This window comes from Acholeplasma hippikon (assembly GCF_900660755.1).
Classification (GTDB): Bacteria; Bacillota_I; Bacilli_A; order Acholeplasmatales; family Acholeplasmataceae; genus Acholeplasma; species Acholeplasma hippikon.
On sequence record NZ_LR215050.1, the window covers coordinates 1,360,553 to 1,386,209 of the forward strand.

At 29.5% G+C, this 25,657-nt stretch carries 18 protein-coding genes; 17 read left to right on the forward strand and 1 reads right to left on the reverse strand.

What is annotated here, in order from left to right; all coding sequences use genetic code 11:
• Positions 1-43: 43 nt before the first annotated feature.
• The 3 genes from EXC59_RS06620 (at position 44) to glmU (ending at position 4,741) form a co-directional block, all read left to right on the forward strand.
• Positions 44-1,912 (forward strand): polysaccharide biosynthesis protein, encoded by a 1,869-nt coding sequence (locus EXC59_RS06620; protein ID WP_051658972.1) that lies wholly within the window; start codon positions 44-46, stop codon positions 1,910-1,912.
• Between the two features lie 119 nt (positions 1,913-2,031).
• A complete protein-coding gene (locus tag EXC59_RS06625) occupies positions 2,032-3,342 on the forward strand; it encodes a phosphohexomutase domain-containing protein (RefSeq protein WP_162163932.1) in 1,311 nt (436 codons plus the stop codon).
• Between the two features lies 1 nt (position 3,343).
• Positions 3,344-4,741 carry a bifunctional UDP-N-acetylglucosamine diphosphorylase/glucosamine-1-phosphate N-acetyltransferase GlmU gene (gene glmU / locus EXC59_RS06630; protein ID WP_035368749.1) on the forward strand — a complete coding sequence of 466 codons (1,398 nt, stop codon included), beginning with the start codon at positions 3,344-3,346 and terminating at the stop codon, positions 4,739-4,741.
• A 45-nt stretch (positions 4,742-4,786) separates the two neighbouring features.
• On the opposite strand, the gene EXC59_RS06635 is transcribed toward glmU, so the two are convergent.
• Complete coding sequence (locus tag EXC59_RS06635) at positions 4,787-5,683, reverse strand: aldose epimerase family protein (protein ID WP_051658974.1); 897 nt, start codon at positions 5,681-5,683, stop codon at positions 4,787-4,789.
• A 152-nt stretch (positions 5,684-5,835) separates the two neighbouring features.
• Here EXC59_RS06635 and glnA point away from each other — a divergent pair, with 152 nt between their 5' ends.
• The 14 genes from glnA to EXC59_RS06700 all read left to right on the forward strand — a co-directional run bounded on the left by glnA (position 5,836) and on the right by EXC59_RS06700 (position 25,499).
• The gene (gene glnA / locus EXC59_RS06640) at positions 5,836-7,173 is read left to right on the forward strand and encodes a type I glutamate--ammonia ligase (RefSeq protein ID WP_035368750.1); all 1,338 of its coding nucleotides are present in this window, start codon (positions 5,836-5,838) and stop codon (positions 7,171-7,173) included.
• Between the two features lie 47 nt (positions 7,174-7,220).
• On the forward strand, positions 7,221-7,874 hold the full coding sequence (locus EXC59_RS06645) for an SGNH/GDSL hydrolase family protein (RefSeq protein ID WP_035368751.1): 654 nt from the start codon (positions 7,221-7,223) through the stop codon (positions 7,872-7,874).
• A 40-nt stretch (positions 7,875-7,914) separates the two neighbouring features.
• Positions 7,915-8,157 carry a glycosyltransferase family 2 protein gene (locus tag EXC59_RS06650; protein WP_035368753.1) on the forward strand — a complete coding sequence of 81 codons (243 nt, stop codon included), beginning with the start codon at positions 7,915-7,917 and terminating at the stop codon, positions 8,155-8,157.
• A gap of 161 nt (positions 8,158-8,318) precedes the next feature.
• A complete protein-coding gene (locus EXC59_RS06655) occupies positions 8,319-8,603 on the forward strand; it encodes a hypothetical protein (protein WP_035368754.1) in 285 nt (94 codons plus the stop codon).
• Positions 8,604-8,836: 233 nt separating this feature from the next.
• Entirely contained in the window at positions 8,837-10,834 is a 1,998-nt protein-coding gene (locus EXC59_RS06660) for an InlB B-repeat-containing protein (protein WP_129614272.1), read from the forward strand.
• Between the two features lie 18 nt (positions 10,835-10,852).
• Entirely contained in the window at positions 10,853-17,578 is a 6,726-nt protein-coding gene (locus EXC59_RS06665) for a CotH kinase family protein (protein WP_035368757.1), read from the forward strand.
• A gap of 530 nt (positions 17,579-18,108) precedes the next feature.
• Positions 18,109-18,729 (forward strand): winged helix-turn-helix domain-containing protein, encoded by a 621-nt coding sequence (locus EXC59_RS07150; protein ID WP_162163933.1) that lies wholly within the window; start codon positions 18,109-18,111, stop codon positions 18,727-18,729.
• A 9-nt stretch (positions 18,730-18,738) separates the two neighbouring features.
• A complete protein-coding gene (locus tag EXC59_RS07155) occupies positions 18,739-19,905 on the forward strand; it encodes a nucleotide sugar dehydrogenase (RefSeq protein ID WP_035368861.1) in 1,167 nt (388 codons plus the stop codon).
• A gap of 8 nt (positions 19,906-19,913) precedes the next feature.
• On the forward strand, positions 19,914-20,927 hold the full coding sequence (locus EXC59_RS06675) for a GDP-mannose 4,6-dehydratase (RefSeq protein WP_162163934.1): 1,014 nt from the start codon (positions 19,914-19,916) through the stop codon (positions 20,925-20,927).
• The gene (locus EXC59_RS06680) at positions 20,927-21,538 is read left to right on the forward strand and encodes a sugar transferase (protein ID WP_162163961.1); all 612 of its coding nucleotides are present in this window, start codon (positions 20,927-20,929) and stop codon (positions 21,536-21,538) included. Before EXC59_RS06675 ends, EXC59_RS06680 begins: the two co-directional genes overlap by 1 nt.
• A complete protein-coding gene (locus EXC59_RS06685; protein WP_162163935.1) occupies positions 21,535-22,401 on the forward strand; it encodes an NAD-dependent epimerase/dehydratase family protein in 867 nt (288 codons plus the stop codon). The genes EXC59_RS06680 and EXC59_RS06685 overlap by 4 nt, the downstream gene beginning before the upstream one ends.
• Complete coding sequence (locus EXC59_RS06690; RefSeq protein WP_035368760.1) at positions 22,398-23,480, forward strand: glycosyltransferase family 4 protein; 1,083 nt, start codon at positions 22,398-22,400, stop codon at positions 23,478-23,480. Before EXC59_RS06685 ends, EXC59_RS06690 begins: the two co-directional genes overlap by 4 nt.
• 4 nt (positions 23,481-23,484) lie before the next feature.
• A complete protein-coding gene (locus EXC59_RS06695) occupies positions 23,485-24,555 on the forward strand; it encodes a glycosyltransferase (protein ID WP_035368762.1) in 1,071 nt (356 codons plus the stop codon).
• A gap of 71 nt (positions 24,556-24,626) precedes the next feature.
• Positions 24,627-25,499, forward strand: a complete 873-nt coding sequence (locus tag EXC59_RS06700) for a glycosyltransferase family 2 protein (protein ID WP_035368763.1) — start codon at positions 24,627-24,629, stop codon at positions 25,497-25,499.
• Positions 25,500-25,657: the final 158 nt, after the last annotated feature.

Here is a 25,657-nt window from a genome sequence, read left to right on the forward strand (position 1 = left end):
AATTGATTATTAAGTTGTTTGTCTATTAAGGGTGATAAAAAATATGTTTAAAGAATTTATAGGTAAGACTGTAGTAAATGCGATTAAGTATATTGTACTCGATATAATAACAATTTTATTAAGTTATTATTTAACAATTGCAGTCTTACAATTTGCGGATTATTCTATTAATTTAGAAGAAGTAGGAAAAGCATTATTAATAATTATTCCTGCGAAAATTGTTGTTTATATTATTTTTGGTGTATATCGTATATTGACCAAATATACAGGTTTTGAAGATATCTTAAAATTTTCCTTTTTAGCTATTTTGACAAATGTTGTAATTGTAGTTGTTATGGCTTTAGGACACTTTACATTCTTAACAAAAACATCATATATCTTTATTACTACAATTGAGATTGCTGGTTTAGCACTTCCACGTGTATTTAGAAGAGCATATAGAACTCTAATGAGCCAGTTTAAGTGGTTAAGAACAGTAGGGTCTAGAACTTTAATCATTGGAGCCGGTGAAGCTGGTGAGATGGTATTAAAAGAAATTTTTAAGAATAAAGATCTAAATAATATACCAGTTGCATTTGTTGATGATAATGAAGATAAATTTGGAAGACGTTTAATGGGCGTTGAAGTTGTTGGAACACTTTCTGAAATTGATGCTGTTATTGAAAAATATAAAATTGAAGAAGTTATTATTGCTGTAAGACATATGAATCAACAAAAGCAAATCGATTTAGTCAATCACTTAATTGATTTTGGGGTAACTGTTAAGAAAATTAACTTAATTGAAGACTTTAGTACAAACAAACTAAAGACTAAACTTATTGATATAAATGTTGAAGAATTATTAAATAGAGATGTCATTAAATTAGATAACGAAGGAATCAATGAATTCATTAAAGATAAAGTCATTTTAGTTACTGGTGGAGGGGGATCTATTGGAAGTGAGTTATGTAGACAAATCTTCAATTTAAATCCTACGAAATTAGTTATCTTTGATATTTATGAAAACAATGCATATGATATACAAATGGAATTACAAAGATTAGTTAAGAAGCATCCTGAGAATAAATACCCAATCTTAGAAGTAAGAATTGGTAGTGTTTATAATAGAACAAGATTAGAAGAAATATTTAAAGAGTTCAAACCAAATGTAGTTTTCCATGCAGCAGCATATAAACATGTGCCATTAATGGAAGATAGTGCTGTAGAATCTGTTAGAACAAACGTTTTAGGTACATTTAATGCAGCGCAACTATCTACTAAATATGGTGTGGAAAAGTTTGTTTTAATTTCAAGTGATAAAGCAGTTCGATCAACAAATGTAATGGGTGCATGTAAGAGATTAGCCGAAATGGTAATTGAAATGGAACAAAAGCGTTCAAACACAAAATTTTCAGCAGTTAGATTTGGTAATGTATTAGGTTCAAATGGTTCGGTCATTCCACTATTTAAAAAACAAATTGCTGATGGTGGTCCGGTAACTGTTACACATAAAGATATTACAAGATACTTTATGACAATTCCTGAAGCAGTAAGCCTAATTTTACAATGCGCAGTATATGCAGATAAAGCTGAGTTATTTATTCTTGATATGGGTGAACCGGTAAGAATTTATGATTTAGCTGAAAAAATGATTAAATTAGCGGGGCTTAAACCGAATGTTGATATTGATATTGAAATCACTGGCTTACGACCTGGTGAAAAGTTATATGAAGAGTTATTAGTAGATACAAATTCAGAACAACTTCAAAAGACACAAAACACTAGAATCTTTAAGGAAAGTACACATGATACACATTTAGGTGAAATAAGATTTTTAGATTTAATAACTCAATTTGAACATTTAACAAATGATGAAGTCAAAGAAAAGGTTTCAGAACTTGTTGGAACGTATCAATTTAAGAAACCAAATTAAGGATGCCATAAGGCATCTTTTTTTGTAATTTATTATTATGCAAATGCTTTCATAATCTTACATAGAGTATAAGTGATATAATAAATAATCATATAGGATTTTTGGGGAGTATGTAAAAAATGGAAAAAAAATATTTTGGAACAGATGGCATTAGGGGAAAAGCGTTTCATTTTTTAGACGCAAAATTAGCTTTTAAATTAGGACAAGCAATCGCTAAGAAGTTTAATCCTAAAGAAGTTGTAATCGGTGAAGATACTAGACAATCATCCAGTATGTTAGCTTATGGTGTTGCATATGGATTAGCATTAGCTGGGGTCGATGTAAAAATGGCAGAAGTCGTTTCTACACCCATGATTGCGTACTACTCAAAGGTTAACCAAATGATTGGTGTGATGGTTACAGCAAGCCATAACCCACATGAAGATAACGGATTAAAGGTATTTAAATCAGGTTATAAAATGCTAGATGAAGAAGAATTAGCGTTAGAAAGTTATATTGATGATGATAAAATCTTAAAAGCAGATACAATTGGAAAAATTATTGTTTCTGATGAAATTGAAAACCTATATTCAAAGGTTTATGAAACATTAAATATCCCGCAAATTAATTTAAATATTGCTTATGATTCAGCAAATGGAGCAACATATAAGATTGCTAAAAAAATAATTGAAAAGTATAGTTTAAAAAGTAAACAAACTGGAAACACACCGGATGGATTAAATATTAACCTTAACTGTGGTTCTACACACCTAGAAGAAATTAAAAAATTAATTAGTGAAGAAAGAGCAGATATTGGGTTAAGTTTTGATGGTGATGGTGACCGTTTACTTGTTGTAGGTAAAGAAGGGGAAGTTTATGATGGAGACATGATTGTCTACATCATTGCTAAATATTTAAAATCAGTTGGAAAACTTAAATATGAAACGGTCGTTTTAACTCAAATGAGTAACCCAGGTATTTTAAAAGCATTTAGAGACCTAGGTATAAAAGTATCTCAAACACCTGTTGGAGATAAATATGTAAGTCATGAAATTGTTACTAATGATTACACAATTGGTGGGGAAAATAGTGGACACATCATTTTAAATGATCTACTTCCTAGTGGAGATGGGTTATTTGCAGCAATGTATTTATTAAAGGTTTTAGCTGAGAATAACTTAGGGTTAATTGACTATACAAGTGAAGTTGAAATGTACCCTCAAAAATTAGTAAATATCAAAAATGTTAATAAAGAAGTATTAAAAACTGAAGAAATAAAAACACTTCTTAACGAAGTTAAAGAAGAATTAGGACAGGATGCACTATTACTTGTAAGACCAAGTGGAACAGAACCATTGGTTCGTGTTACAATTAGTTGCAAGAATGAACAACAACTAGACAAGTTAATGGATAGAATTGTTTCAAAGATCAAGGAAGTAGGGGCTATTTGATATGAAAAATTATGCATTAGTTTTAGCTGCTGGTAAAGGCACTAGAATGAAAAGTGAAACGCCTAAAGTTGCGTTTCCAATTCTTAAAAAACCAATGATTGAATATATTGTTGAAAACATTGAAAAGAGTGTTATTGATGAAATATATTTAGTATTAGGTTATAAACGCGAAGTCGTACAAGAAATTATTGGAGATCGTGCAAAATATGTATACCAAGAAGAACAACTAGGAACAGGACATGCAGCAATGATGGCTGCACCCATCTTAGGTGAATTAGAAGGTAATACATTTATTATGCCAGGGGATGTTCCATTAATTTGGTATAAATCAATTGACAGAATGTTTAAAGTTCATGAAGAAAACGGTAATGACTTAACAGTTGTTACTGCAATTTATGAAGATCCACAAGGTTATGGACGTATCTTAAGAAATCCTCAAGGTCAAATTACAGGGATTGTTGAAGATAGAGATGCAAATGAATACCAAAAAGAAATTAAAGAAATTAACACAGGTATTTATATTGTTAACAATAAAAAATTCTTTAACCTCTTAAAAGATTTAAAGAATGAAAATGCTAAAGGTGAATATTACATCACTGACATGATTGAAATGATGCGTAAGGACTATAAAGTTGGCGCATATGTTGTTAAAAATAACAGTTTAGTGATGGGTGTTAATGATTTATATGGTATTAGTAAAGCTGAAAAGTATTTAAGAGAATACATCAATAAAGAACATATGTTAAATGGTGTATCAATGATTAACCCTGATACGATTACCATTGGACATAACGTTCAAATTGAACCAGGGGTAACAATTAACCCTAACACAACAATTACTGGTAATACAGTAATTAAAGCGGGTGCCGTAGTTGGACCAAATAGTGAAGTGCATAACTCAGTAATTCATGAACGAGCTCAAATTAAACATAGCTTAGTATATGACAGTGAAGTAGGTGCTGAAACAACAGTTGGACCATTTGCACATTTAAGAGATCATGCAAATATTGGAGCACATAATAGAATTGGTAACTTCGTTGAAGTGAAGAAATCTTCAACTGGGTATAACACTAAAGCAAGTCACTTAGCATATATTGGAGATTCAGAAGTTGGCTCAAATGTAAACTTTGGTTGTGGTACCGTAACTGTTAACTATGATGGTGTCAACAAACATAAGACAAAGATTGGAGATAACGCATTTATCGGATGTAATACGAATCTGATTGCTCCAATTGAAATCGGAGACAATGTCTTTATTGCAGCAGGTTCTACAGTTACTAAGAGTATTCCTTCAAATAGTTTTGCAATTGCTAGAAGTAAACAAGTAACAAAAGAAGATTATGCTAGATACTTAATCAAACCAAAAACTGAAACATTAGCAGATAAAGATAACAAATAAAGAAATAAGGGACCTAACCATTTAAGCGGTTAAGTCCCTTTTTTATTAAAAATCAAATTCGTATTTAATATAGTAGTTATATGGTTCATTCGCTTTAATGATTGGTAATATGCTTTGTGGTTTTTGACATTCAATCGCAATCCCTGCATGAAGTGTATTAGCTAAGGCGTTAGTTAAATCATGGCTTGCACCTTTATTTTGAGTGTAAACTACTAAACTGTCATAATTAGAAAAAACATTCATTTTGATTTCTTTAGTACTTAATGTACATGCATAATTATCATTAAACATAAAGATACCATCAAGTTTGTTGTTTTCATTAATAACCAATTGTTTTTTGTTTCTATAGTCTCTATAGGTATTTTCCACACTAACCTTTTCAACAAAACGACCAATTTCATTTTGTGACAAATAATATTCTGCATTAATGACTAATTCATGTGAACTTAAATTTTCTGTTTGATCTAAATTAAAGTAAGGATGGAAAGTCATATTAAGTAGTGAGTCTTCATCTGCAAGTGCTTCGTGTTTAACAACTAAACTAGTATCTTCTAAAGAGTAAGTTACTTTCGCACTTAAGTTACCTGTATATTGATCTTCATAACTATTTACATTTAATGAAAATGAAATAGAAGTATCACTCATATTATCTAAAGTAAAATACTTAGCTGCAAATTTATTTGTACCACCGTGCATTAGTGATGCTTCATCTTTAAAGTCTACATATTTCATAGATTCATTGTATTTAAATAATCTACCAGCGGTTCTACCGACTGTTCTACCATAAGAACCTTGCATATCGATAAAATCAGTAATGTTTTTAGGTGTTGATAAGACTGCTTTTAGTTCATTATCCTTTTTTAAATAGATTTGGTAAACAGATGCTGCATAATCTGTTAAAATAACTTTTAATTTGTCATTTTCAATTGTGTAAATATTCATAAAAATATATCTCCTTATTAAGGTATTCTAGTTTCATTCTAACATGTTATATGTAAAAATATTTTTCAGTTTATAAATATTAAATTTTGTTTGACATTAATATATAAAAAGAATAAAATCTTAACGTTATGTTAAGAAAAGTGGTGGAAAATATGGCAAAATACACAAAAGAAGATATTTTAAGAAGTATCGAAGTCAATGACGTTAGATATATTCGTTTAATGTTTACTGATATGTTAGGTATTATGAAAAATGTAGAAGTACCAACATCTAAAATTGACAAGGTATTAAACAATGAACAGATGTTTGATGGTTCATCTGTTGAAGGGTTTGTTAGAATCCAGGAAGCAGATATGTTTTTATATCCTGATTTAAATACTTGGTTAATTTTACCTTGGGAAAAATTAAAAGAAGGTACAGTTGCTAGATTAATTTGTGATGTACATAGACCGGATGGTACACCATTTTTAGGTGATTCAAGACATATTTTAAAGAAACAATTAAAAGAAATGGAAAAATTAGGTTTTAGCAAATTTAACGTTGGTGTAGAACCTGAGTTTTTCTTATTTAAATTAAATGAAGATAAACAACCAGTTTTAAACTTTACAGACAATGGTGGTTACTTTGATTTAGCACCAGTAGATTCAAGTGAAGATGTTCGTAGAGATATCGCCTTGGAACTTCAAAAATTAGGATTTGTTATTGAAGCAAGTCATCATGAAGTGGCCTATAGTCAACATGAAATTAACTTCCAATTTGATAATGCATTAGAAGCGTGTGATAATATTCAAACATTTAAATTAGTAGTTAAAAACGTTGCTAAACGTCATGGATACCATGCAACATTTATGGCTAAACCTGTTTCAGGTATTAATGGATCTGGTATGCATGTGAATACTTCCTTAGCAGATAAAGAAGGAAATAATGCATTCTTTGATGAAACAACTAAAAATAAGTTAAGTCAAATTGCACATTACTTTATTGGTGGAGTATTAACTTACGCTAGAGAGTTTTGTTTAATTACGAATCCAACAGTTAATTCTTATAAACGCTTAGTTCCAGGTTATGAAGCTCCATGCTATGTTTCATGGAGTGAGGCAAATCGTTCAACAATGATCAGAATCCCTGCTAGTCGTGGTAAAGCAACGCGTGTAGAGGTTAGAAGTGTTGATGCGACAGCTAACCCATATTTAGCTATTTCAGCAATTCTTGGTGCTGGGTTAAATGGTATTAAAAATAATATTGAAGTTAAACCAGTTGAAAAGAATTTATTTGCATTAAATGAAGAACAAAGAAATGAATTAGGTGTTTATAATCTTCCAACAACATTAAAAGAAGCAATTGATGCATTCAAAAAATCAGAACTAATGCCTACAATTATTGGAAATCACTTAAAAGAAAAGTTAATTGATGCTAAAAATAAAGAGTGGGATAGTTATAGAATCTATGTTTCTGATTGGGAAATTGAAAATTATATTAAGAAATATTAATATATGATAAGATAATAGTATTAAGAAATACTATTGGTGATAAACATATGTTAACTATACAAGAACTTCAAGCACTTAGAGATATGATTAATAAAACTTCAAGTGCCGTGATAGAAAAATATAAAAAAATAAATAATAAAGATAGTGAAATACTCTTCATTGGAGACTCCATGGTAGAGTATTTTTCTACTTCTACAGCCTTTGCGGGACAAAAAATTTCTAACAGAGGAGTTGCAGGTGCAACATCTAAACTTATTTTAGATAACTTAGATGATATTACAGGAGAAATAGATCCTAAAAAGATATTTTTATCTGTTGGATCTAATAATTTAGTTTTATTAGAAGAAAATCCAGAAGAAGCTGCATTAGGTGTAAAAAAATTAATAGATGAACTAATGTATATATACCCATTTGCAACGATTTATTATTTATCAACAACGCCTGTTGTAAGTACATCAAGCAAAGTGTATAAAAAGTTATATGTAGCTGGACGAAAAAACGAGGATAATCAAAAAATAAATGAAATCATTAAATCATATTGTAATAATGAAAATTTAGTATTTATCAATCAGTATGACAGTTTATTAGATAGTGAAGGGTTCTTAAGAGAAGATATTACACCAGATGGAATTCACTTAAATAAAAAAGGTTACGAAATATATGCAAGTAATATAATTCCTTACCTAAAAGAAACTTGTTAATCGAATAAGGAGTCTTTATGCAACCTAAATATAGTATTTAATGCCAGTCTATAATGCAAGTAAATATCTTAATGAAGCAATTGACTCCATTTTAATGCAAAGTTATAAGGACTTTGAGTTAATTGTTATTAATGATGGTTTTAAAGATAATTCTTTAGATATCTTATTATCTTATGAAAATAAAGATAAGAGAATAAAGGTCATTAACCAGAAAAATCAAGGTGTTTTAAAAACAAGATTAGAACTTATTATCATTCAAATGGTAAATACACTTTATTTGTAGATGCAGATGATTACGTAAAAAATAATTGGTTAGATACAATCGATAGTAATATAGAAGATAATGATTTACTTGTTTTTAATTTTGACAGTTTATTTAAGCAGACCTTTACAAAAACACTTGATCTAAATGATGAATACTTAACTAAAGATGAATATTTAGCTATGGTTGCACAATCTAGTAATCTAAACACTTTATGGAATAAGGTTTATAAAACTAATATTTTAAAAAGTGTTATAGAAAATGATATATTTTCAAATATAAAGAAAAGTGGATTTGCAGAAGATTTACTGATTAATATTTTGTATGCTAATAAAATTAGTAAAGTAAAAACTATAAGCGAATCACTATATAACTATAGAATATTAAATGAAACACTTAGCAGAAATATTAGCGTTGAAAGAATTGAAGATGTATTAGATGATGCGACAATAATTTATATATCTTAAAATACAAAACCGGGAATAAAATCTCGGTTTTTTTCTACTCAAAAGGACATGTAAGCGTTGCCACAACTATTTTACTGCACGAATATTTATTTGCTTATAGCCATATGCTATAATTTAAATTAAGCCAATATATATAAAGGGATAAGGAGAAATATATAGGATGAAGAGTTATAAGGGAAATAACCCTTTTTTTCCGCGCGATAGTTTTTGTCTGTGCAATTCTGTCGCTTTTTGTGCTTGCTGCATGTGATTTTGCCTCTGGTGCGAAGTCTATTGTAGAAGTCAAAGTGGATGAAAGTGGAAACTTAATAACGGTTTATTCAGACGGGTCTGAACAAAACCTAGGAAAAGTTAAAGGGGAGAATGGGGTAAGTCTCATTGGTGTAGAAATCACTGATGATGGAAAATTAATTGTAACCCTTTCTAATGGTCAATCAACTGATTTAGGCGTGATCATTGGGGAAAATGGTGAAGCTGTGGACTTTAATGTTTCTGAAACACACATTCAATGGAAATATAAGAATGAAGAAACATATAGAGAGTTAATTTCATTAGATTTATTAACAGGTGCTAAAGGAGCTGACGGTAAAGAAATTGAATTACAAGTTACCGAAACGCATATCGAGTGGCGCTATGTTGGTGAGGAAACTTGGAAACAATTAATCTCATTAAGTCTATTAACAGGTGCCAAAGGAGCAGATGGTAAGGAAGTAGAATTTAACTTATCTGCAACACATATTGAGTGGCGTTATGTAGGAGAAACTACTTGGAAACAATTAGTTCCATTAACTGCACTTACTGGTGCTAAAGGTGAAGATGGTAAGGAAATTGAACTCCGTGTTACACAAACACATATTGAATGGCGCTATGTGGGGAGTGAAGAATGGACACAATTAATTGAACTTGCTTTACTTACAGGGGCAAACGGTACGAATGGTAAAGAAGTAGAATTTAATCTTTCTGAAACACACATTCAATGGCGTTATGTAGGTGATTTATTATGGAGAGATTTAGTTTCTCTTACATTATTAACAGGTGCTAATGGTACTGATGGTAAAGAAGTCGAATTAGGTTTATCCCAAACACATATCACTTGGAGATATAAAGGTGAAGAAGAATGGAAGAACCTAGTTGAATTATCATTAATTACTGGTGCTAAGGGTACTGATGGTAAAGAAGTAGAACTAAGAACAACAGAAACACATATTCAATGGCGTTATGTTGGATCAGATGCTTGGACTGACCTTATTGAGTTATCACTATTAACTGGTGCTGAAGGTCATAAAGGTGCTGATGGCAAATCTGCTTATGAACTATATAAAGAAAAATATCCTGATTATACAAAATCAGAATCTGAGTGGATTGATGATTTAGTAAATGGCAGATTAGCTACTAAACCTAAATATATGGTTACATTTGATTCAAATGGTGGAAGTGAAGTTCCAGTTCAATATGTATTTGAATTTGAAAAACTCACTCAACCTCAAACACCAACAAGACCAGGTTACTTATTTGGTGGATGGTACTTAGGAGAAGAAAGATGGGTATTTAACATCTACTTAGTAAGTGAACCAGTTACATTAACTGCTAAATGGATTGAAAACCCACTTGAAATTGAAGTAAATGACTTAACAGTTACTTATAATGGTGAAGTTCAAACTTATGAATTAACAAACCTTCCAGAAGGAGTGATTGCTACATATACGAATAACGCACATAAAAATGCTGGTGTTTATGAAGTAACCATTTCATTTGAAGATACTACTGGAACATATTTAGTTCCAGAAGTTGTAACGGTAACATTTACTATAGAAAAAGCATTACTTACTAATTTATCATTTGTAAGTAAAGATATTCGCTTTGACGGTCAATTGCATACACTAACAATTACAGGTAATTTACCAAGTGATGTTATGGTTCAATATACACCAAACACAAGAACATTTGCTGGTAGATTAGAAGTGATTGCAGTATTCTTTTATGATAGTAACAATTATTACTCTATTCCCACTATGAAAGCTGAACTTGCAATTTATTATGAAGTATCATTTGTTGAATATAATAAGACAACTGCACAAAAATATTATGGAGATATTATTTCTCAAGTTACTGTAACAAGACCAGGTTATACATTTGTCGGCTGGTCAACCGTACAAAATAATCGCAATAACTTAATTAAGTATCCTTATAAACTACAAGGACACACAACGTTATATGCGATTTATCAGTAATGGAGGTAGAAAAAGAATATGAAAATTAAAAATATACTACCTAAATCATTTATTTTAGTATTAGCAGCATTCATGCTAATTTTTACACTTACTACAAATAAAGCTTATGGGTCAACATATATGCCACCAGATGGTAGATTCTTGATTGCTTATAATGAATCAAGATTAGCTCCAGGTATTAATGAAGCAGAAGTTATAACAAATGGTGCTGATGGTAAATCTCAAGTAACAGGTTATGCACTTGAGGTTGATATTAATTTACCAACAGCAGGTATTATTGCAACCTATAAAGACCATAATGCTAGTGTTTGGGGTATGCAAACTGTTAGACAACAAGCAGCAGCTGCTGAAAGAAAAACAGGTTTAAACATTGTTGCAGGGGTCAATGCTGACTTCTATAACATGTCAACAGGCCAACCAATTGGTGCTTTAGTAATGAATGGTGTCCAATACAATGGTGCATCATATGAACCATTCTTTGCGATTTTAAAAGATGGGTCAGCATATATTGGTGAAAACCATGAATATGCTGCAATGAAAGACGACATTAAAGAAGCGGTTGGTGGAAGTATTGTCATGGTTAAAAATGGCGTTTTAAATGTGCCAAGTGATTTATACTATGATCAATTAAACCCAAGAACTGCTATTGGTATTAAAGCTGATGGTAAAGTTATTCTTTATACAGCTGATGGTAGAAATTACCCACAATCAGTAGGTTTAAGTTTAGGTGATTTAGCTCAAATGATGAAATCATTAGGAGCTGTTACAGCTTTAAACTTAGATGGTGGTGGATCAACAACTTATGTATCAAAACGTGAAGGTACTGGTGAATTAACATTAAGAAACGTTCCATCTGATGGTGTAGAAAGAACAGTTTCATCATCATTACTAGTATATTCAACTGCAATGTATGATGGTAAGTTTAATCACGCATCAATTTCACCAACTTACGGATTATATACACCATACACTGAATTAGATTTTAATGCGTTAGGTGTTGACTCAGCAGGTGGACCTGCAAATCTTCCAACAGATTTAGAGTGGAGAGTTGATGATCCAACATTTGGTACAATTAATGAATTTGGACATTTTGTGTCTTCAGGTAAAGAAGGAACATTTACAGTTTCTCTTTATAGAAATGGTGTAAATGTAGGTTCTGCAACTAATGAAATTAGAATACCTGATGAAGTAAGATTTAAAAATCCTGAAATGAGTTTAGGATTTGAAAAGGTAAGTGATTTAGGTTTACAAGCATTCCATCAAGGTAGACCTATTACAATTAATGATAATGACTTTGATTTTGAATATGATCAAGCAATGGGAACATTTAATGGTAGATGGTTCACATCAAGTGATTCAGCGTCATTAACTGGTACAATTGTTGCGCATTATAAATATGCACCAGTATCTGGGGAGTTAATCTTAACGGTTGGTCAATTACCAGTTGTTATTTATGACTTTGAAGATCCGGAAACAGTGATGAGTACTTGGAATGTTTCTACAGCTTTAAGAAATGAAAAAGGTTCAATTGAAGTTGTAGATTACAGTAGTGGAGAGCCAGTTAGATTTGGTGATAAATCACTTAAGTTAAACTTTGACTTTACTGAAGGTCTTTTAGGTACAACTTTAGGAGTTTATGCAGGGGTTGCAACTTCTGTTGATATTCCAGGTATGCCAACACACATTGGTATGTGGGTATATGCTACACCTGAAGCACAAGGCTTCTGGTTACGTATGAGAGTTTATGACGTTACCGGTCAAATTCAACAAGTAGACTTCTCAAAAGAAGGTCTAGGTATTGACTGGTTAGGTTGGAAGTATGTTGAAGGTTCTTTAGAAAACTATAGTGGTCCATTTAGAACATTAGACTCACAAATGATTCGTTTAATGATGTTACGTTCTGGTCAACCAAACTCAATGGGTCAAATGGTTGCAGGTACAATTTACATTGATGATATCCGTGTGGTATATGGTGCTAATACGGATGACTTAGTGCAACCTATTGTTGAATCAGTTCGTTTAAATGGTGAAGAAGTAGATGGTCAAACATTTACTACTAACACATTTACTTTAGAATCATATTTCACTGATGATATGACAGATAAATATGCTACTGGTATGGACTATGATAAGATTAACGTTTTAATCGATGGTGTTAACTACCGTGGCAATGAACATTTCTATGCATTAGATGCTGGTGGAAACAGAGTATTCTTAAATGATATTGTTTTACCAGATGGTGAACACGAAATTAAATTAATTATTCGTGATAACTTTGGTAACGAAACGGAAGTAACAAGATACTTTAATGTTGATACGAAAACAGCAAATAAAGTAAGATTAGTTCCAAGAACAGAAAAACCAATTTTAGGTCAACAGTTCATCGTTGATGTAACTGCTGATATGGTTGATAGTGTTGATGGTTTAAATTTAGTATTAAACTCAAATACACAACCAGCAGATGTTATCTTTAATGAAAACTTTGAAGGTACATATACTTATAATTCAATTCTTAAAACAATTACAATTCAAGGTGAACGTATAAACGATACAAGTGAATCACTAAATAAAGTGATTGCATCAGTTATTTATAACGTTCCAGCAAATGCAAACCAAAATACACAAATGGGTTATAGTGTTAAATCAGGTGAAATCACTTATCGTGATCAAGATCCTAACCCAAATTATTTATCAACATTCTCTATAAGACCGTATCTATCAAATGTGGTGGCGGGCTTAAACTTAAGTACTGGTATTGTTATCCATCAAGTGGAAGGACATTATTTAGTAACTGATAGAGAAGGTAATCCGGTTGATCAAGCGGAAGTATTCTTAGTAACTCCAAGTGGAGATATTAGTTTAGGTTTAACTGATACAGATGGTTTACTATCTGATGAAGTGATTCCATCAACTATTGGTCAAACACAAATTTATGCAGTTAAAGGAAATGAAATTTCATTTAAAGTAAATGTTCATACTGTTTTACCATTTGGTGAATCAGCAAGTCCATTTAATATTAAAGTGAATGCTGCAGTTGATGGTTCAACAGCTAAAAATATTAGCTGGTTAACTAATCCAACATTAGGTACAGGTAACTCAATACTTCAAATGGCACTTAAATCTGATTATAATTCAAGAGGTGTAGCAGTATTTAAGAATTATGAAGGTAAGAATGTTATTGAACAATTTACTGGTGCAGCAGATGTTAACCAACGCTATGCCGTTAGAATTAACTATGCTGAAGCCTTAGATTTACAAGCAGGTAAAACTTATGTTTACCGTGTTGGTGATGGCCAAAATTGGTCAGATACAAGAGAAATTTCAACATCAATTAACAATTCAGAAACAAACTTCTTCATTTTAGGAGACGTTCAAACACATAACTACCAAGAATTAGCTAACTCATTAGCATCAATTAATCATTCTAAACGTTATGACTTTGGTATTTCAACAGGGGATTTAGTTGATGAATTAAGTAAGTGGGATCCATTCTATCAAACTTCAAGAGTACTTGCAGAATCATGGATTGGTAATGTAGACATGATTAGTGCTTTAGGTAACCATGAATACATGGGTGATGGTGATGGAAGAATTAGTGGTGCTTACTATAATTTACCTGGTCATGAAAATGGTCCAGTTACGCACTATTCAGTAAGATATGGTAGTGTTTATATTGCAGTTATTAACTTTACACAAGATAGAGCAGGTTTAATCAATTCATTAGAATGGATTGTTGAAGATGCTAATAATTCAGATGCTGCATGGAAAATCCTTGTTGCTCACCAACCAACATATTACACAAATATTATTGGTGGTAATGGACTATTCTATGAAGTTGTTCCACAATATGCAACTTTAGCTGGTATTGATTTTGTCTTCTCTGGACATGATCACTCATATGCAAGAACAAAACCAATGATTAATAATGTAGTTAATCAAGATGGTACTGTTTATGTAATTTCAGGTTCAATTGGTGAAAAATCATATTCAGCTTGGAATACACCTGAATTTAATTTCGAAATTGTATTAGATAATTATGATGCAGTTTACATGACTGTAACAGCAACTGATACTACATTTACATATAACTTATATGAAACAACAGGTGTTTTAGTTGATTCATATACAAAGACTAAAAATGTAGATAAGACTGGTGAAAGGTTCTATATTGAAGGCGATAGATTAATCTCTTCAGTAACTGGATATTCTATTCCTTTAGCAAGCTATACTGGATTTGCCTATGTTGAAGCAACTGGTGCTAAGAAGTACTTCATTGCTGGTAATGCAGTAAAGGGTTGGTTTAGTGTTTCAAATAAAACATATTATGCGTATAACGATGGTACTATTGCAACTGAAAATATTACAATTGAAAATGCTGATATGTATTTTGATGAAGATGGTGTATTCAAAGGTGGTGTAACAGGGTTTATAGAGTATCAAGGAAAAATTAGGTATTATGTAAATGGGGAGTACTTAACTTCTTGGCAAACTATTGAAGGGTATGTTTATTATTTTTCAACAGCTGATGGAACAATGCGATTTGGAGAAACAATCATTCACGGAGAAACAGAATTATTTGATAGCCTAGGGAGATTACAAAAGGGAAGATGGGTATATAGCAATTCTGGTATTCAGTACTACTTTGGATTACAAGTGAAAGGTTGGTATCAATTAAATGATGATTGGTATTATTTTTCTACAGCAAATGGAGTGATGAGAACTGGACAAACAAAAATCAGTTCAAAAGATTATGTATTTGATTCGACAGGTAAATTAGTTATTGGAGCCTTCGTGAATGAACTTAGTGGTACTCGATACTATTGGGGGCCAAATTATGTAACTGGTTGGCAAAAAATAGATGGTTTACTTTATTATTTTGATACATTGGGTTATATGGTAAAAGGGAATCAAACAATTAATGGTATTAGTTTAGAATTTAATAGTGATGGGGTATTTGTTGAAAAAATAGATTATCCTAATGGTTTCATTGAAAGTTATTTGGGTATAAGATATTACATAAATAATATTTATCAAACTGGATGGATTGATTATCAAGGACACAAATATTTTGCTGATAATCAAGGGTATTTAGTGATAAATAGATCTTTAAATATTGAAGGTATTGTATATGCATTTGATAAAGAAGGAAAACTTATTAATTCAAACAACATAACTCGACTCTATACTGTATATTTTGTTGATTACAATGGTAATCCGTTATCAATCCAGCAAATCTACCCAGGTGAAAGCGCATTTGCTCCTATTCCTCAAACAAGACTCGGATATACTTTTACTGGTTGGGATAAATCATTTGATGAAGTTATGTCTAATATGTATGTTTATGCAACATACGAAAAGACTTTAGTAAATGTAAACTTTGATATTGAAAATGTTACCATAGAAGGTCAAGAAAGTTTCCTATGGAATGAAAAAACTGCATATGATTTCATCGTACCTCTTGGGTATGAACTATTCTATTATGATGTGATTGGAGCTAATTATAAATTTAATGGTAATCGTATAGAAATCATTAATCCTTCTGAAGAAATTACAATTTATCTTTGGGCTAAACCTATATCTAATTTGCCAATACTAATGATTGATACCAATAATATTCCTATTTTGGATAAAGAAAATTATATTTCAGGAAGCGTACATTTAACAAATGCTGATGAATATGAAGATGTTTATGCCTCAATGGGTATTCGTGGACGAGGTAATTCAACTTGGAGTATGCCTAAAAAACCATATAGAATTAAATTTGACAAGAGGGTATCACTATTAGGAATGAAGTCAGCAAAAAATTATGTATTATTGGCGGATTATGCAGATAAATCATTATTAAGGAATTATTTAGCACATGAAATGGCTTCATATTTAAATACAAGTTATAAATTGCAGTATGAACATGTGGTTGTATATTTAAATGGAGAGTATCAAGGAATATATTTATTAACAGAACAAGTTCAAATTGACGAAAATCGTTTATGGATAGATGATAAAGATCAAGCATTTGATGCAGGGTTTTTAATTGAACTAGATTCTAGAGACAGGGCTATGGAAGAGGGAGAAGAAAATTTTGAATATATAATTGTTACTGGTAAATACTATGTAATTAAGTCACCAGATATGAGAGACTTTTCAGATTTAGTTAGAGAAGCAAAAATTAATTATATTAAATCTTATATTAGAGATATGGAACAATCATTTATAGATGGAACATATGAAAACTATATTGACATAGATTCTGCAATTGATTTTTGGATTATTCAAGAACTTTTCAAGAATAATGATGCAGCTTTCTCGAGTTTTTATTTTCATAAAGAGAAAAATGGAAAAATAAAGCTTGGACCATTATGGGATTTTGATATAGCTTTAGGTAATGTAAATTATAATGGAAATGACAACCCAGAGGGACTATGGGTAGAAACACAAAATGTGTGGCTTAAATCATTATTGTTATATAATATAGAATTTAGAGTGAAATACTATTCAAGATTTTTAGAAATTATTGAATTCTATGTTCCAATGCTATTAAATAACATGAATAATGAAGCTAATAGAATTAGAGAAGACGCAATTCGAAACTTTACTAAATGGAATATATTGGATAAATATGTATGGCCAAATCCTGACCCAGTTGTCTCAGCAAATACATATTCAAAACAAGTTAGATATATTACAGATTTTATAATTATCCGCACAGAATGGTTAAGAGAAACTTTAAAAAATAAACTTAATTAATTACTATAAAGTACTTAATATTTATTAATTCTATAGTTTTCTCTAAATTAATAACTGTTATATTACAGACTATTTTTAAAAATGATTGTTCCTTAATGGAATGATCATTTTTATTTTGTTTGTTTCTAAGTATATTCGATTATTTTTAGTTTTATTAAGATAAAATTATAAAAGATTTATTTTAGCAATTTTTTTATTTTCAGACAACTTTTATTATTATATGGGTAACTTTTTTGTCTTCTCTTTTAATTTGATTGAACACGTTAATCTATTGTTTGAGTGTTGTTTCATTCATTTTCTTAGCAAGTTTATAAATTTTCTCCTATACTTTATATATAAACAATATTAAACAAAATACAGAAGGATGTGTATTAGTTCAAATGTAATTGAAGTTTTTTACTTAATACATAAATAAATAAACGAAAATAACTTATTTTTTTTGTCAATTACAATAATTTGATTGCGAATTTTATAATAATATGTAATAATAATCTTGTATTGTTCGCTAACTAAACAAACAAAGGGGAAATATGAGTAGATTAGATTTTTTTAAAACAACACCAATTCATAAAGAATATATTATATTAGACTATCTAAGTAAAAATGCCAAAGTAACCCAACGTGACATTTCAAGTGTCGCGTCTATTTCATTGGCAATGGTTAATCAATACCTAGATACTTATGAAAAAGAAGGATATTTATCTAAGGTTTACTTAAATAATAAAAATATGGAATACCATATTACAGAAAAAGGAATACAGCGAAAAAAATATTTAAACATTAAATATTTAGAATCTGCTAGAGATGTATATCAAGATGCAAAAGCAAATATTAAAGTATTCTTAAATGACATTATGAGTAAGGGATTTAGAAAAATACTTTTATATGGCGCAGGAGATGTAGCAGATATTATTTTATTAGTGATTAATAGCGAACCAGAAATTAATTTAGAAGTTTGCGGGATTATTGATGATAATCCAGCAAAACATGGATCTAAAATATTTAGCACTAAAATTATTGGCATTAATGATTTAAAAGTTCATGAACATGATGCAGTTTTAATTGCTAGTTATGCATATTATGAAAAGATGTATGACAACTTAATTAAAAATAATTATGATAAAAACAAAATTTTAAAATACTTTGGATGAGGTGAATTAATGAAAATTACAATTGTTGGAACTGGATATGTTGGGCTTTCAAATGCAGTATTATTAAGTCAATTTAATGAGGTAACTGCTTTTGATATTAATGAGTCAAAAATTAATTTGATTAATCAAAAAATATCTCCTATTGTCGATAAAGAATTAGAAGAATATATAACGCATAAAGAACTAAAATTAAAGGCATCTATATACGAAGATGTCGCATTTGATAATCCAAAATTTATTATAATTGCAACACCAACTAATTATGATTCTCAACTTAACTATTTTGATACGTCAAGTGTAGATCAAACAATCGAAAAAATAAACAAAAGAGAGCTTAAATCAACTGTAATTATTAAATCTACAGTACCTGTTGGGTATACCGAAGAAATAAGCAAGAAATATCCCAATTTAGAAATTATTTTTTCTCCTGAATTTTTAAGAGAGGGTAAAGCATTGTATGATAATCTTTATCCATCAAGAATAATTATTGGAAGTAATTCTGAAAATGCAAAAGCGTTTGCTAATTTGCTGCTTCAAGGATCGCTAAAAGAAAATACACCAGTATTATTTACGGGTTCAACAGAAGCTGAAGCAATTAAATTATTCTCTAATACATATTTAGCGTTAAGAGTCGCTTTCTTTAATGAATTAGATACTTATGCTGAGATAAGAGGATTAAATACAAAGGAAATTATAGAAGGGGTTGGATTAGATCCTAGAATTGGTAGTCATTATAATAATCCATCATTTGGATATGGAGGCTATTGCTTACCAAAAGATACTAAACAATTACTTGCTAATTATCAAGATATACCACAAAATATTATGACTGCAATTGTAGATGCAAATAGAACAAGAAAAGACCATATTGCAGAGATGATTCTAAGCCGCAAACCCAATAAAGTTGGTATTTACAGATTGGTTATGAAAAATGATTCTGATAATTTTAGATCCTCATCTATCCAAGGAATTATGAAGAGAATTAAAGCTAAAGGAATTGAAGTTATTGTGTTTGAACCGGTTTTAACTGAAGACACTTTTTATAATTCTAAAGTAGAAAGAGATTTTGAAAAGTTTATTGCAGAAGCAGATGTAATTGTATCTAATAGATTTTATAAAGAATTGGAAAAAGTTAAAGATAAGGTTTATACACGAGACATATTTAATAGAGACTAGGTGAGAGAATGAATAAAAGTATTTTAATTACGGGAGCAGCAGGATTTATAGGATACCATCTTGCCAAAAAATTATTAGAAAAAGGGCTAAATATAATTGGTGTTGATAACTTAAATGATTATTATGATGTGAACTTAAAAAAAACGAGATTAAGTGAATTACTTCAGTTTGAAAACTTTAGTTTTAAAAAGTTTGATATCTCAGATTTAGCGTCGATGGAATCACTTTTCATTCAAAATAGTATTGATATTGTGATTAATCTTGCAGCTCAAGCAGGAGTTAGATATTCAATTGAAAACCCAAGTGTTTACATTCAAAGTAATATCATTGGGTTTTATAATATTTTAGAATTATGTAGAAAGTATCCTGTTAGACACTTGTTATATGCATCAAGTAGTTCAGTTTATGGCGCAAACAAGAAAATTCCATTTGAGGAAACTGATTTTGTTGATAATCCTGTGTCTTTGTATGCTGCTACTAAAAAAAGCAATGAATTAATGGCTCATACATATAGTCATCTTTATAAAATTCCTAGTACAGGATTAAGATTCTTTACTGTATATGGACCACTTGGAAGACCAGATATGGCTTATTTTAGTTTTACAAATAAATTTTTCAATAATGAACCAATTCAAATTTTTAATAATGGTAATTTTGATAATGATTTATATAGAGACTTTACATATGTCGATGACATAGTGGAAGGAATCGAAAGATTGATTGATATTCCCCCAGTAGATCATAATCCTATGTATAGAGTACTTAATATAGGTAACAATAATCCTGAGAAATTAATGGTATTTATTAATGCGTTAGAAAATGCATTATCCCATTCTCTAGGTAAAGAAGTTGAACTAATAAAAGAATTTTGTCCATTAAAACCAGGCGATGTACATAAAACGTATGCCTCAACCGAAAAGTTAGAAAAATTAATAGGATTTAAACCTAAAACACCTATTCAAGAAGGATTAGTTAAATTTACAGATTGGTATGTAAAGTACTATAGAAAGGTTAATTTATGATTTATAAAATTTTCAAAATAATAATGGACTTTTTATTATCTTTAATTGGAATTATTATTTTATCACCAATATTTTTAGTTTGTATTATATGGATAAAATTAGATTCTAAAGGACCGGTATTATTCAAGCAAAAGCGAGTTGGGAAAGACAAAAAACTTTTCTATATTTGGAAATTTAGGACAATGAGAATTGATACACCTTCTGATACACCCACACATCTTTTATCTAATCCAGATCAATGGATCACTAAATCTGGAAAATTTTTAAGAAAAACAAGTTTAGATGAATTACCACAAATATTTAATATTTTACAGGGTAAAATGTCGATAATTGGTCCTAGACCAGCCTTATGGAATCAATATGATCTTATTGATGAGAGAGATAAATATGGAGCAAACGATATTCTGCCTGGATTAACTGGATATGCACAAATAAAAGGCCGTGATGAACTGATTATTGCAGATAAAGCAAAATTAGATGGATACTACAAGCAGAATATGAATTTGTGGTTAGATATCAAGATTTTTTTTGGAACGATTATTAGTGTATTGAAATCAGATGGGGTTGTAGAAGGGAAACAAAATAGAGATGAAAAGGATATTGAAAAGTGAAAAGGATATTAATAACAGGCGTCAATAGTTTTATTGGTACAAGTATAGAGAATGAATTAATTAAATATCCTATGAATTATACTGTGGATTCAATTGACATGAAAAATAATGATTGGAAAAAATATGATTTTAGTTTGTATGACTATGTATTTCATGTTGCTGGTATTGCTCATGTATCAAATGACAAAAAATTAGATGATTTATATTACAAAGTGAATAGAGATTTAGCTATTGAGACTGCATTATATGCGAAAAATTCAGGTGTCAAAAACTTTATTTTTATGAGCAGTATGATTATTTATGGTGAAGATAACAAGTATTTTAATAAAAAACCAATTGATAGAAATAGTTATAATCCTACAAGTGCCTATGGAAAAAGTAAACTTGCAGCGGATTTAGAAATTCAAAAGCTTCAATCAGACTCATTTAATGTATCTATAATTAGAACTCCAGTTGTATATGGAAAAGGGTCAAAAGGAAATTTTACCAAACTACAAAAAATGGCAAAGTATTTTTTATTTGTACCGACAATAAAAAATCAAAAAAGCATGATATATATTGATAATTTAGTTAAAGCTATAAAAAAAATAATTGATAATGGCTTATCTGGTGTTTTTTATCCACAAAATTCGTATTATGTAAGTACGGTTGATATTATTGTTGAAACTAGAAAAATAATGAAGAAAAAGACGTTTAGGCTTCGCATTTTAAATATAGTTATTTGGTTCCTATCTTTATTTAGTAAGAAAATCACTAAAATTTTCGGAAACAAATATTATCAAGTTTTCGATGATGATAATTTAATCTTTGACGGCTATAGTTTTGAAGAAACAGTTGCCTTAACCTATGAGGGAGAAAAATGAAGAAAGTCGCATTTTTTGTAAATCATGAATTAGTAATTTATAATTTTAGAAAAGAAATAGTAAAAAAATTTCTCGATGAAAACTATGATGTATATATTATTTCGCCAAAAGGGAAAAAAATAGACTTACTAATAGAACTTGGAGCAAAGCATATAGATATAGATATAGATAGACACGGCATTAATCCTTTAAAAGATATATATATAATTAAAAAAATAAAAAAAATACTAAGAAATTTACAGCCAGATTATCTTTTTACCTTTACCATTAAACCTAATATTTATGGTTCATATGCTGCAAAAAAATTAAAAATTCCACATTCGGCAAACATTACTGGATTAGGCACTGCTGTAGAAAAGCCGGGCTTACTTCAAAAAATCACGTTAATAATGTATAAAGTATCTTTTTCTAACATAAACACCGTGTTTTTTCAAAACGAAGATAATTTGAATTTTTTTCGAAAGTACAAAATTGCTTTAAATAAGCACATTTTACTTCCTGGTTCTGGCGTAAATCTTGAAGAATTTTCTCTTGAAGAATATCCTAATAATGATGTTATTAAATTTGCTTTTATTTCTAGAATAATGAAAGAAAAAGGAATAGATCAATTTTTAGATGTTGCGTCTAGAATGAAAAATGAGAAGAAAGCAGAATTTCATGTATATGGTTTTTGTGAAGATTCATATGAAAATAAGCTTAAAATACTTACTGAAGAAGGGATTATCAATTATCACGGTATGACAGATAATGTGAAAGAGGTATTAAAAAAAATAGATTGTTTAATTCATCCAACTTATTATCCAGAAGGAATATCAAATATTTTATTGGAATCCTTGGCAATAGGAAGACCAATTATTACAACAAATAGGCCTGGATGTAAAGAAGTTGTTGATGATGGAATAAATGGATATATGATTGAGCCAGAAAGTTCTAATATGCTTTTTGATAGTGTTCAAAAATTTCTTTCTCTTGATAAAAAAGAAAGAAGCTTAATGGGGATAAATGGTCGTAAAAAAGTTGAGGCGTATTTTGATAGAAAAATAGTGGTTGAAAAGTACTTAGAGGAGGTGAAAAAATAACTTTATGAAAATACTTTTTATTATTAATGCATTGACAATTGGTGGCGCTGAAAGATTAGTTACCAATCTTGCGTTACATATGAAGAATGAGAAACATGATGTTGAATTATTACTTTTATCAAATCGAAATTCTTCTGAATTAATCAATAAAATAGAAGAAAACAATATAAAAGTTTCGATTTCTAAATATACTAAAGTTCGCGATATTAGAAATTATTTATTTATCAAAAAACAAATAAAAAATAATCAATATGATGTAATTCATGTTCATCTTTTTCCAGCTTTATATTATGTATCCTTATTGAAAAGAAGAATATTAAAAAATGCTAAATTAATTTATACTGAACATAGCACTGACAACAAAAGAAGAAGTAAAAAAATATTAAGAAAAATTGAAATTAATATATATAAAAAATATGATGGGGTTATTGCAATTAGTAAAGCAGTAAAAAAGACCCTAAATGATTGGTTAGATCATAAAGTAAATATTGAAATAATCGAGAATGGAATACCAACAAGTGATTTTAGTGTAAAAAAAGAATTTAGAAAAAATAATAAAATAAGAGTTGGTATGGTTTCTAGATTTGCTAAGTCAAAAGATCATTTAACACTTGTAAGAGCAATGAAATATTTGCCAAATTATTATGAACTTTATTTTGCTGGTGAAGGTGAAACCTTTGAAAATGTAAAAAAAGAGGTTTTTCGCTTGGGATTACAGAAAAAAATACAATTTAAAGGCAATGTTGTGAATGTGAATGGTTTCTTAAATGAGTGTGATATTTATGTTCAATCATCAAATTGGGAAGGGTTTGGATTATCTGTTGTAGAAGCTATGGCAGTCGGTTTACCTATAATTGCAAGTAATGTTCCTGGACTCTCTGAAACAGTATTAGATAGCGGATTACTATTTGAAAAATCAAATGTATTTAATTTGGTAGATAATATAAGAATTGCCGAATGTAATTTAGAATTCTATTCAAATAAAGCTTATGAAAGATCAAAGTTTTATGATATCTCAAGAGTAGGTAATGAACATTTAAAGTACTATAAAAATATTAAGGATAAAAAAATATAAAATTGAAGAATTAAACTTAATAATTTACTTTTTGAGTTTAATTATATTAATCAATTGGAATAAGGAAGATAATGAAAAAACCTCTTTTAATTAGTTATATAATTGTAAACTACAACACTTATACATATACTAGTGAATGTGTGAACTCCATCATAAACAATAAATCAAATGAATATAATTACGAAATAATTATTGTAGATAATGGTAGTACAGATAACTCCTACGAACTTTTAAGACAAGAATTCAGATTAAATTGTTCAGTGCAATTTATCAAATCAAATCAAAATATAGGATTTGGAAGAGCAAACAATCTTGCGGTTGAAAATTCAAATGGTGAAATCCTTATATTTACAAATAGTGATACTAATTTGTTAAATACAGATGTTAGACTTGTAGTTGAGAAATTTAGAAGAATCAAAAATGTTGGGCAATTGGGCGTAAAGATATTAAATACTGATCTTTCTATACAAACAATTGGTTTTAAGAAGCCTTCACTAATAAATGATTTCAAATTGAATTTTTTATTTTGGAATTTCAATTTTGTTAAGAAAATACGTTTTAAGAGTAGGAAGAATAAGGGATTGATAAAAGTTGACTGGGTAAGTGGTGCATTCTTTATAATGTATAAGCATGTTTTTATCAAAATAGGCGGATTTGATCCCAATATCTTTATGTATTCAGAAGATTTGGATTTATCTACTAGATTGATAAAACAAGGTTATAATAATTATGTGTTTGATGAAGTGACGGTGGTCCATCATCATGGAAAATCATCAACATTTTCTTTGAAGAAAAAAATAAAAGAGAAAAAAAACTATCTATACGTATTAAAGAAAAATAGAATTTCTTTTTTTCCAAACATGATTTTCTTAATGCACATAATTCATATCTACATACTTTATATTGTAAAGAAAATGGTCAATCTATTTAGAGGAGATAAATAAAATGATTAAAATAAAAAACGTTATATACTTGTTGGTAAATCTATTGATTTCATTACTTGTGTTTTTTGCTACAAAATCATTTAATTATTCATTGATTTATTTTCTTATTTCATCATACCTCTTATGGATATACGTAAAGTCTAACGATATTCTTACTT

Bases quoted from the DNA above. Each gene is read 5' to 3' on its own strand.
- EXC59_RS07150 (WP_162163933.1), top strand. From the start codon at position 18,109: ATGAGTAGATTAGATTTTTTTAAAACAACACCAATTCATAAAGAATAT.
- EXC59_RS06675 (WP_162163934.1), top strand. From the start codon at position 19,914: ATGAATAAAAGTATTTTAATTACGGGAGCAGCAGGATTTATAGGATAC.
- EXC59_RS06695 (WP_035368762.1), top strand. From the start codon at position 23,485: ATGAAAATACTTTTTATTATTAATGCATTGACAATTGGTGGCGCTGAA.
- EXC59_RS06650 (WP_035368753.1), top strand. From the start codon at position 7,915: ATGCCAGTCTATAATGCAAGTAAATATCTTAATGAAGCAATTGACTCC.
- EXC59_RS06690 (WP_035368760.1), top strand. From the start codon at position 22,398: ATGAAGAAAGTCGCATTTTTTGTAAATCATGAATTAGTAATTTATAAT.
- EXC59_RS06625 (WP_162163932.1), top strand. From the start codon at position 2,032: ATGGAAAAAAAATATTTTGGAACAGATGGCATTAGGGGAAAAGCGTTT.
- glnA (WP_035368750.1), top strand. From the start codon at position 5,836: ATGGCAAAATACACAAAAGAAGATATTTTAAGAAGTATCGAAGTCAAT.
- EXC59_RS06700 (WP_035368763.1), top strand. From the start codon at position 24,627: ATGAAAAAACCTCTTTTAATTAGTTATATAATTGTAAACTACAACACT.
- EXC59_RS06620 (WP_051658972.1), top strand. From the start codon at position 44: ATGTTTAAAGAATTTATAGGTAAGACTGTAGTAAATGCGATTAAGTAT.
- EXC59_RS06645 (WP_035368751.1), top strand. From the start codon at position 7,221: ATGTTAACTATACAAGAACTTCAAGCACTTAGAGATATGATTAATAAA.
- glmU (WP_035368749.1), top strand. From the start codon at position 3,344: ATGAAAAATTATGCATTAGTTTTAGCTGCTGGTAAAGGCACTAGAATG.
- EXC59_RS07155 (WP_035368861.1), top strand. From the start codon at position 18,739: ATGAAAATTACAATTGTTGGAACTGGATATGTTGGGCTTTCAAATGCA.
- EXC59_RS06665 (WP_035368757.1), top strand. From the start codon at position 10,853: ATGAAAATTAAAAATATACTACCTAAATCATTTATTTTAGTATTAGCA.
- EXC59_RS06635 (WP_051658974.1), bottom strand. From the start codon at position 5,683: ATGAATATTTACACAATTGAAAATGACAAATTAAAAGTTATTTTAACA.
- EXC59_RS06655 (WP_035368754.1), top strand. From the start codon at position 8,319: ATGGTTGCACAATCTAGTAATCTAAACACTTTATGGAATAAGGTTTAT.